Genomic DNA, 8,512 nt, shown 5'->3' with positions numbered 1-8,512 from the left:
TGTATCGAGATCCACCGATGGGGTAGTCATGACCTGCCGAAGTTCATGCGATTCAGGTGCCGAGGTTCATGCGATTCACCTGCCGAAGTTGGCGCGATTCAGGTGCCGAAGTTCGTGCGATTTTGCAAGGCGCAAGGCTCCACCACATCTACAGCGTTGCCCTAACCCGATTTTTGGATTAGCGCTGCAATCGATTGGTAGGGGCACTGTAGTGCAAGACTCCCTACGGAATATCGGCGCGATCGGAGCTTTATGAGCCAGATTCAGTATTAGACAGCCAAAACCTTCCCCCGCAGCCCCGCTGGCGCGTCAATGCCGTAGCGGTTTAGCAACGTCGGCACCAGGTCGTAGAGCTGCGCACCCTCTAGCACCAGCCCACCCTTTGGCGCTTGGGGGTCATGGAAAATCATCAGGCCCAGGGGGGCGTGGTTGGCGTCGTCGGGGCCGGTGTCGTTCTCGACGGTATAGAGGCTGTTAATGCCCACACTGCCGACCGATCGCCAGGCCAGGTCATCAAAGTAGACAATTAAATCTGGCGCTCGACCGCGCACCTTTTGGTAAATCTCCTGGGGCTTAAAGACTTTGACAGGCAAAGGATTACCATCTGGATCTGTAAGTTGGCCTAGCTTGACCGTCAGCTCGTCCCGCAGGGCTTCGTAATCAGCCATCGCCACTGTGCCCTGGGGTTCGCGCCCCTTTACGTTTAGAAAAATGCGGGCGTAGTAGCCCCCGGCCCCCCAGACCTGAGTTTGGGTCCAGTTCACCTCGGCCTTATCTAAGGGCAGCACCTCGGTGGGGGCTGCCTTCAGCGTCAGGTAGCCGTTGGCAATCAGCCACTCATTGATGCAGATGCCGCCCATCAGCGGCTGCGCTCCGTGGTCAGACACCACCAGCACGGCGGTGTCGGGGTCGCAGACCGCCAGTAGCTCCCCTACCCGCTGGTCCACATGCACGTAGTAGTCGTGGATGGCGGTGGCAAAGGGCGACCCGGCCTCGTACTGGGGATGGCGCGGGTCCATGGGCTTCCAGAAGGCGTGGTGAATGCGATCGACGCCCATATCCACCAGCATGCAGAAGTCGGGGCGATCGCGGGCGATCAGCTTCTCAGCCAGGGTAAAACGCTGGTCGCACAGGGCATACAGGTTCTCCAGAATGCGGGCCTTTTCGTCAGAGCGAAAATTGGGCACATCCATCATGAAGTCGGGCATCCAGGCTTTAATCTGCTCGCCCAGCTCAGACGGGTGGGTGAAGGGCACGTCGGTGCCGGGGGTAAGAAAGCAAGAGACTAGCGAGCCGTTGACCGGGTAGGGGGGCGACGTACCCGGCACGCTGAGGGCTGCCACGTTCCACCCGGCCTCGCCCAAAATATCCCACAGGCGCGGAAATTTGACCGCTCGCCCGTCGGAGATCGCCATGGAGTGGTAGTCGCGATCGCGCCGATTGCGAAACCCATAAATCCCCAGTTCGCCGGGGTCGCGCCCGGTCATCATACAGCTCCAGGCGGGCACCGTAATGGCGGGAATGCTGCTCTCCAGCCTGCCGTAGCTGCCTAACCCCATCAGCCGCGACAGATTGGGCAAATCTTGCCGCCACTGGTCAAACACCAGGTCGGGGGCCATACAGTCGAGGCCAATGATCAGCAGGCGCGGGGTGGGCATAGGAAGGTTTAATAACGATGATGCGCTGAGACTGGCTCGTGCTACTCGTAATCGACACAGACGACTAGGCCAGCTAGAATCTCAGCTAGCCAGTTTGGTTCCAGTTTGCCAAGTTTTTTGACAAAGCGTTGGGTCGAGAGACTGCGGACCTGTAAGACATTGGCGGCGGAGTCTCGACTGAGGCCATTCACCGCTGTGGCGGGGAGTCTCACCATGAATGGCCGACTGTCGAACCTGTCTTGCCAGGTAGTAATGGGGATGACAATGCGAAGGGGAATGGGGGCAAAGAGATTGCTGCTGATCACAACGACGGGGCGGGTTTTCTGAATTTCCTGTCCACGGGTGGGATCAAGGTCTACCAGCCAAATTTCCCCCCGACTAGGGCTCATCATCAGGAAACTCCCAGTCTTCGCTATCTAGAGCCGAAAACTCGGTCAGTGCCGGATCAGTTTTGAAATCCTCGGCCATGTCGGCAATAAATGGAGCCAATGCCTGGTGACGTTGAGATAAGGGAAGGCTAGCCAGATCTTGCAGAGATAGCCCGGAAGCGGGTTTGGACGGCGAGAGCAGCTTCTGGCGCAAAAATTCGGCGAAGTGGAGGACTTCCTGCTGCTTGTCGGGGGGGAGTTGCCGCAGGTGGTCGAGGAGGGTTTGCTCGAGGCTAGCTATGCTTTGCATCGCGGGTTTCTGGGCGTAGATGCTTTTAGCTTAAACCAGCTTACCCTGAGTGAGGGGATCGTCGAGACGGGTGCTTTCGCTCATGACTGGCTACAGTGCCCCTTCGATCTGGGCGTTGAACCCGTAGACCCGGCGCTCCCCGGCCAAAGGCACCAGGGTCACGTCGCGCTCGTCGCCCGGTTCAAAGCGCACGGCGGTACCAGCAGGGATATCGAGCCGCATACCTCGGGCTGAGTCGCGATCGAAGCTGAGGGCCGCGTTCACCTCAAAAAAATGGAAGTGGGAGCCGACCTGAATGGGGCGATCGCCCGTGTTAGCCACCGTCAGCGTTACCGTGGGCTTACCCGCATTGAGCTCGATCTCGCCCTCAGCGGGCAGCAGTTCTCCGGGAATCATAGGGGGCCTCCTAGGTTGGCAATTAGATTTTGGCGGGCCTGTTGGAGCGATCGCTCGACTCGCGGCAGGGCTTCTTCTAGTTCGCGGCGGGCGATGCCCTCGGCCCCGGCCTCTAGCAGGTGGTTAAGGGCCATCAGATGGGCGGTATCCAGAGCAGTTTCCATTGGCACTTTCACGTTGGGAATGACTCCTGTGCCATCCCAGTTTTTGCCGGTGACGGGGTTGATCGCCTGCCCCGTGGGCATAAACACCCAAAAATGGTCGTGCAGCCGAAAGCCGCGCCCTGGGTTGGCCCCGCCGCGCGTGGTTTCGCCCACCACCGCCCCGCGCTTCAGCACCTGTAGGTTGTAGGCAAACTCCTCCGCCGCCGAAAACGTCTCGGGGCTGGTGAGGGCAAAGACCGGCTTGTCGAGGTAGCGCTGCCCCGGCACGTAGGGCACTGTCCACCACTGGTGGGTTTCGTCGGTTTCGCTCCAGTACAGGTCATTGAGGTGAACGGGCGGGTGGGCCGGAAACAGGTAGCTGCACAGCAGTGCCACCGTGGCCGGAGAGCCGCCCTGGTTGTGGCGCAGGTCAAAGATCAGGGCGTCGGTGTGGGCCACCAGGGTCATCGCCGCCGCCAGCGATTCTCCCGCAAACTCCGGCGGCTCAAAGCTAAACAGCTGTATATAGCCCACGTTCCCCGGCAGGCGCTCGACCCGGTTGATGTCGAAGTTGCGGCGGCGGCTGGCCTGGTGCTGGCGCTCCAGCTCCTGAGGATTGGGCGCGGCTTCCGGTTCTATATGGGGCAGCGGTACGGGGCTAAAGTGCAGGCGCAGGTTGCGATCGCCGCTCATTTCCTGCAGCTGAGCCGTCAGCGTATCGGCCAGCTGCTGAGCGCCAGTAACGTCGCCGTAGCCCCCCGCCTCCAAGCGCTGCTCAATGTCGTGCTGAATTTTTTCCGCCACCTCAGGAAAGACGTAGGCATCGAGCTGGGCCACCAGCGCGCTCAGTACGGCCTCGCGATCGGCGGTGTCCAGCGAAAGATCCTGGGGCGGGTTAGAGGCAGACATTGCCATAGGTGGCCCTACCGAATGGGTTCGTGAACGGTGACGAGCTTGGTGCCGTCGGGGAAGGTGGCCTCCACCTGCACGTCGTGGATCATCTCAGCTACCCCATCCATAACGTCGGCCCGGCTGAGCAGGGTGGTGCCGTAGCTCATCAGTTCAGCTACGGTGCGCCCGTCGCGCGCCCCCTCTAGAATAGCGGCAGAGATGTAGGCCACGGCTTCGGGGTGGTTGAGCTTCAGGCCCCGGTCTTTGCGGCGCTCGGCCACCAGGGCAGCGGTAAAAATCAGCAGCTTATCTTTTTCCTGGGGAGTCAGTTGCATGGGCGAAGGTAAGAATGACGGGGCACCAGCGGCAGAAACGGGGCTAACCGTAAGCTTTCAAGGTTTTGAGCGGCTTGTCAACCAAAGATTGAACATAAGGCTCTTTGCCCTGCAAACAACCGAGGGCTGAGCGGAGTCGTTCGTTAGACGTCTCCCGTGGGGAGAAAGCCCGTTCCCTTTCTCCCTACGGGAGACGCTAGCGCGTTGGCGAAGCCTGTCCACAGGACAAACGACTCCGCTCAGGGATCGGCTTGAGGTGTTTTCATCGTTTGGAGTGGCGCGTCAGCGTCATGGGACGTTGCTTTGAAAGTAAAGCTTAAGCCGCTGTGATTGGCGGCAGAACTGAGCTAGTCTGCTCTATGAAAAGCCCTGCGAAACCGCCTTTTCCCTATGACTGCCCCCCTGCTTGAGATTCTGCCCGACAAGCCTGCCCTGGTGCAGCGGGCCTTAACCCTGGTGACCGACGCCATTCGCAATGCTGTCGCCGACCACGACTACTGCACCCTGGCCCTGGCCGGGGGCAGTACCCCCAAGCCCCTCTATGCCGGCCTGGCCGAGCAGGACCTGCCCTGGGAAAAGCTCTACATCTTTTGGGGCGACGAGCGCTACGTGCCCATCGACCACCCCGACAGCAATGCCGGTATGGCCAAAGCGGCCTGGCTCGATCGAGTGCCCATTCCCCCCGACCACATTCTGGTGACGCCCACCCTGGAGGGCGACCCAGCCGCCTCGGCTAGCCTCTACGAAGCGATGGTGAAATCGATGTTTGGCGGCCTTCAGGGCACCTCGCCCGACCAGATCCCCGAGTTTGACCTGATCTTGCTGGGCATGGGCGACGACGGCCATACTGCCTCGCTATTTCCCCACACGGCGGCGCTGGCGGTAGAGGATCGTCTGGTCACCGTAGGCAACAAAGGCGATGATTCCCGCATTACCTTTACTGCGCCGCTGATCAACCACAGCCGCCAGGTCTTATTTTTAGTGGCGGGGGCCGATAAGCAGGCCGCCCTGGCCCAGGTGTTTGCCGCCGAGGGCGACGACCAGGCCTATCCCTCACGGCTAGTGCGGCCCCAGGGTGAACTGCGCTGGCTGCTCGATCGCCAGGCCGTAGGCGATCTAAATTTGGGATCCACACCGCCCTCTTAAACCCAGCATGAAGGACTAAATAGGGGCTGCACTCCCCCTCTAAATTGCCCTCAACCTAGACTATTATCTAGGCAGTGGATTCCCCTATCTGGCGGCGGTGGCGGCTGGGTCTAAAAGTAGGTCGGGGTCTGCCAGACTCTTCTATGATTGAAACCTACAGGGATCGTTTTTGATTGAGTAATGTGATTACCCTTTCGCTGTTGCACCCTCTCCACAAAACGCCGGTTCAAAGCTGGTCTTTTGACCAAGAACCTGTGATTTGCATTGGTCGCTCGACCGATAACAATGTGGTTCTCTACAGCGCTGTTGTCTCGCGTCACCACGTCGAGATTCACCGTACCGACAACGGCTGGGCCGTCAAGAGCATTGGCACCAACGGCACCTACCTGGAGGGTCGCCGCATTACCGAAGTGCCGGTAGAAGACGGTATTGTCATTCGCCTGGCGCGATCGGGGCCCAATATTCAAATCCACGTCTCGGAAGAAAAGCGCGACCCCCTCAAAGAACTGTTGATGCACCGTCGCCGAATCGAAGAAGCTAAGGAGCTTGAGCACGGCACCCACAGCGAACCCGGCGATGGTGCAGAGGGGCTATCTCACCAGACTACGGTTATCAATCCCGAAGACGAGCCCGACAGCGAGTGAGCGCTTGGGGTGCGCACGTTTATAAAAAAACAAGCCCTGCGATCGCTCACAGGGCCTGGTCGTCAACTTGGGCTAGAGGGCAGCCTTCAGCAAGTCGGCCTTGTCGGTTTTCTCCCAGGTAAAGTCAGGCAGTTCGCGGCCAAAGTGGCCGTAGGCAGCGGTCTGCTGGTAGATGGGGCGGCGCAGATCGAGCATGTCGATGAGCCCCTGGGGCCTGAGGTCAAAGTGCTTGCCCACCAGGTCGGCGATCGCGCCATCGGCAATCTTGCCCGTGCCAAAGGTGTTGATCGAAATCGAAGTGGGTTTGGCTACCCCAATCGCGTAGGACACCTGAATTTCGCAGCGATCGGCCAGGCCCGCCGCCACAATATTTTTGGCCACGTAGCGGCCAGCGTAGGCCGCTGAGCGATCCACCTTGGTGGGGTCTTTGCCCGAGAAAGCACCGCCGCCGTGGCGGGCCATACCGCCGTAGGTATCGACAATAATTTTGCGTCCGGTCAAGCCGCAGTCGCCCACGGGGCCGCCAATAATAAACTGCCCCGTAGGGTTAATGTGGTACTGGGTATCGGCGTGGAGCCACTCGTTGGGCAGCACCGGCTTAATGATTTCCTCCATTACCGCTTCGCGAATGTCGGCCTGGGAAATATCGGGGTCATGCTGGGTGGAGAGCACCACGGCTTCGACCGCCACGGGCTTCAGGTTTTCGTAGCGCAGGGTCACCTGGCTCTTGGCGTCGGGGCGCAGCCAGGGCAGCACGCCGTGCTTGCGCAGATGGGCCTGCCGCTCTACCAATCGGTGCGAGTAGTAGATCGGCGCAGGCATGAGCGTATCGGTTTCGCTGGTGGCATAGCCAAACATCAGCCCCTGGTCGCCCGCCCCCAGATCTTTATCGGTTGCGACATCGACACCTATGGCAATGTCTGACGACTGCTTACCGATCGCATTGAGCACCGCGCAAGAGGCCCCGTCAAACCCCACATCGGAGCTGTCGTAGCCAATGCCCAGAATGACGTTGCGAACGATGTCTTCGAGATCAACGTAGGTGTTGGTGCGCACCTCACCCGCAATCACGGCCATGCCCGTTTTGACCAGGGTCTCGACCGCCACCCGAGCGTTGAGGTCTTCTTTGAGAATGGCGTCTAACACGGCGTCAGAGATCTGATCGGCCATTTTGTCGGGATGGCCCTCAGACACCGACTCGGAGGTAAAAATGCTGTACTCGCTCATGGAATAGGCCCAACCAGTAGCAATAGGAATAGGAGCGGAGTCAGCCGGGGCTGATTCGCATTCCAAAGTTTATCAAAGTTTAGCTAGAGCGCTGGGTTAGTCGGGCGGCAAGCGGAATGATCGCGTTGTCTTCTGAGTTGGCTAGCTGATCACAGCTCCGGGTGCGGTTCCGTTGGCTAGGGCCTGAGCTTTTTGCTGCATGGTCTTAAAAATGTTGTAGAAGCCGTTGGCCCGTGATGGCGTCAGGCTGACGTCGAGCTGGGTGTCTTTAATAAAATCGGGGCTGAGCGCGACAATTTCGGCGGGGCTGAGGCCGTTGAGGGCTTTGATCAGCAGCGCCACCAGCCCCTTAGTAATCTGGGCATCGGAGTCGGCCTGGTAAACCACCTGACCATCAACTAAGTCGGCGACGACAAATACCTGCGAGACGCAGCCCGGCACCTTGTTTTCAGCAGTTTTGTACTCATCGGGCAGCGGGTCGAGCTTTTTGGCAAACCACAGCAGCTGCTCGTAGCGCCGCTTAGGATCAGCGGCCTTTTGAAAGCGGGCCACAATTTTTTCGATAGACTCGGGGCGATCGGCGGGCATGGGGAGGTAGGGTAACGACCTGCTAGTAGTCTACCAAGCGGTGTAGGGCGGTGAGGGGATAGGGGAGATGAGGAGGTGTTCTCAATTATCCACACCAGCGCTAACCGAATACCTGGTCTACAGTTAGCGATAGCTCCGGAAACGTGGGAGAAACGATGGGTTCGCTGCTTCGAAACTGCTGTAGCTCAAACTCCCCATCCACCAGGTGGCACAGGGTAAAGGTGGGCTGCTTCGGTGAACCGATGTAGCGTCGTCCGCCTAGCCCCAGGTAATCCACAATCCAGTATTCTTGAATGTCAAAGGCTTCGTAGTCGGCCAGTTTGAGGAGATAGTCGTCCCGCCAGTTAGTAGACACGACCTCCACCACTAATTTAATCGACTGACCTCTAGTAACTACCGACTCTCGCTCCCATCGGGGTTCGTTGGCGATTTCTGTTTCATCTAAAACAACAATATCGGGCTCATAGCCGATGTCGTTTGAGAGCTTGATGACACATTCTTTGGGAATGAAATAGGGCTGGTTAGCGCTGCGGAGGGCGGTACCCAGTTCAAAGGCCAGATCGCCTGCTAGCTTAGAGTGCTTTCCCCTTGGTTTGGGCATCTCGACCACCACCCCCCGCCGCAGTTCGTAGCGATACTCCGAATTTTCTGGGTACCACGCCACGAATTCGTCAAAAGTTATGGGGACTTTGTCCAGTGCAGCAATCATGGGCGTTTGTTGAACTGATTGAGGCTACTACCCACCTAGAGCCTATCCGAATACCTGGATTCTAGGCTGGTGGGCATTGCCCAACCTACGGTACATC

11 protein-coding genes are annotated in these 8,512 nt (G+C 58.9%); 2 read left to right on the top strand and 9 right to left on the bottom strand.

The features are described 5' to 3' along the window. Positions 1–269: 269 nt before the first annotated feature. The 6 genes from ACQ4N7_RS13375 to ureA form a co-directional block, all read right to left on the bottom strand. Positions 270–1,658 carry an alkaline phosphatase family protein gene (locus tag ACQ4N7_RS13375; RefSeq protein ID WP_430711998.1) on the bottom strand — a complete coding sequence of 463 codons (1,389 nt, stop codon included), beginning with the start codon at positions 1,656–1,658 and terminating at the stop codon, positions 270–272. A 41-nt stretch (positions 1,659–1,699) separates the two neighbouring features. Next, a complete protein-coding gene (locus ACQ4N7_RS13370; protein WP_430711997.1) occupies positions 1,700–2,047 on the bottom strand; it encodes a type II toxin-antitoxin system PemK/MazF family toxin in 348 nt (115 codons plus the stop codon). Continuing rightward, entirely contained in the window at positions 2,037–2,336 is a 300-nt protein-coding gene (locus tag ACQ4N7_RS13365; RefSeq protein ID WP_430711996.1) for a DUF2281 domain-containing protein, read from the bottom strand. The genes ACQ4N7_RS13370 and ACQ4N7_RS13365 overlap by 11 nt, the downstream gene beginning before the upstream one ends. Positions 2,337–2,426: 90 nt before the next feature. After that, on the bottom strand, positions 2,427–2,732 hold the full coding sequence (locus ACQ4N7_RS13360; protein WP_430711995.1) for an urease subunit beta: 306 nt from the start codon (positions 2,730–2,732) through the stop codon (positions 2,427–2,429). Next, entirely contained in the window at positions 2,729–3,790 is a 1,062-nt protein-coding gene (locus ACQ4N7_RS13355) for a S41 family peptidase (RefSeq protein ID WP_430711994.1), read from the bottom strand. Before ACQ4N7_RS13355 ends, ACQ4N7_RS13360 begins: the two co-directional genes overlap by 4 nt. A gap of 8 nt (positions 3,791–3,798) precedes the next feature. Beyond that, positions 3,799–4,101: an urease subunit gamma gene (gene ureA, locus ACQ4N7_RS13350; protein WP_106870073.1), complete on the bottom strand. Its 303-nt coding sequence runs from the start codon at positions 4,099–4,101 to the stop codon at positions 3,799–3,801. A gap of 390 nt (positions 4,102–4,491) precedes the next feature. Between ureA and pgl the strand changes: the two genes are divergently transcribed. Both pgl and ACQ4N7_RS13340 read left to right on the top strand, forming a co-directional pair. Further along, positions 4,492–5,247, top strand: coding sequence for a 6-phosphogluconolactonase (pgl, locus tag ACQ4N7_RS13345; RefSeq protein WP_430711993.1), 756 nt, complete (start codon positions 4,492–4,494; stop codon positions 5,245–5,247). Between the two features lie 182 nt (positions 5,248–5,429). Further along, a complete protein-coding gene (locus ACQ4N7_RS13340; protein ID WP_430711992.1) occupies positions 5,430–5,891 on the top strand; it encodes an FHA domain-containing protein in 462 nt (153 codons plus the stop codon). A gap of 72 nt (positions 5,892–5,963) precedes the next feature. On the opposite strand, the gene metK is transcribed toward ACQ4N7_RS13340, so the two are convergent. The 3 genes from metK to ACQ4N7_RS13325 all read right to left on the bottom strand — a co-directional run bounded on the left by metK (position 5,964) and on the right by ACQ4N7_RS13325 (position 8,415). After that, complete coding sequence (metK, locus tag ACQ4N7_RS13335) at positions 5,964–7,118, bottom strand: methionine adenosyltransferase (protein WP_430711991.1); 1,155 nt, start codon at positions 7,116–7,118, stop codon at positions 5,964–5,966. A gap of 141 nt (positions 7,119–7,259) precedes the next feature. Further along, a complete protein-coding gene (locus ACQ4N7_RS13330; RefSeq protein ID WP_430711990.1) occupies positions 7,260–7,706 on the bottom strand; it encodes a SufE family protein in 447 nt (148 codons plus the stop codon). A gap of 100 nt (positions 7,707–7,806) precedes the next feature. Further along, positions 7,807–8,415, bottom strand: a complete 609-nt coding sequence (locus ACQ4N7_RS13325) for a Uma2 family endonuclease (protein WP_430711989.1) — start codon at positions 8,413–8,415, stop codon at positions 7,807–7,809. Positions 8,416–8,512 lie beyond the last annotated feature (97 nt).

It is taken from the genome of Nodosilinea sp. AN01ver1 (assembly GCF_050565655.1).
Taxonomy (GTDB): domain Bacteria; phylum Cyanobacteriota; class Cyanobacteriia; order Phormidesmidales; family Phormidesmidaceae; genus Nodosilinea.
Note: the sequence above shows the minus strand (reverse complement) of the source record. Positions and strands in the feature narration are given on the sequence as shown.

What these genes read in the sequence shown, in the direction of transcription:
- ACQ4N7_RS13360 (WP_430711995.1), bottom strand. Translation starts at nt 2,732, where the DNA reads ATGATTCCCGGAGAACTGCTGCCCGCTGAGGGCGAGATCGAGCTCAAT.
- ACQ4N7_RS13365 (WP_430711996.1), bottom strand. Translation starts at nt 2,336, where the DNA reads ATGCAAAGCATAGCTAGCCTCGAGCAAACCCTCCTCGACCACCTGCGG.
- pgl (WP_430711993.1), top strand. Translation starts at nt 4,492, where the DNA reads ATGACTGCCCCCCTGCTTGAGATTCTGCCCGACAAGCCTGCCCTGGTG.
- ACQ4N7_RS13330 (WP_430711990.1), bottom strand. Translation starts at nt 7,706, where the DNA reads ATGCCCGCCGATCGCCCCGAGTCTATCGAAAAAATTGTGGCCCGCTTT.
- ACQ4N7_RS13325 (WP_430711989.1), bottom strand. Translation starts at nt 8,415, where the DNA reads ATGATTGCTGCACTGGACAAAGTCCCCATAACTTTTGACGAATTCGTG.
- ACQ4N7_RS13370 (WP_430711997.1), bottom strand. Translation starts at nt 2,047, where the DNA reads ATGAGCCCTAGTCGGGGGGAAATTTGGCTGGTAGACCTTGATCCCACC.
- metK (WP_430711991.1), bottom strand. Translation starts at nt 7,118, where the DNA reads ATGAGCGAGTACAGCATTTTTACCTCCGAGTCGGTGTCTGAGGGCCAT.
- ACQ4N7_RS13375 (WP_430711998.1), bottom strand. Translation starts at nt 1,658, where the DNA reads ATGCCCACCCCGCGCCTGCTGATCATTGGCCTCGACTGTATGGCCCCC.
- ureA (WP_106870073.1), bottom strand. Translation starts at nt 4,101, where the DNA reads ATGCAACTGACTCCCCAGGAAAAAGATAAGCTGCTGATTTTTACCGCT.
- ACQ4N7_RS13355 (WP_430711994.1), bottom strand. Translation starts at nt 3,790, where the DNA reads ATGGCAATGTCTGCCTCTAACCCGCCCCAGGATCTTTCGCTGGACACC.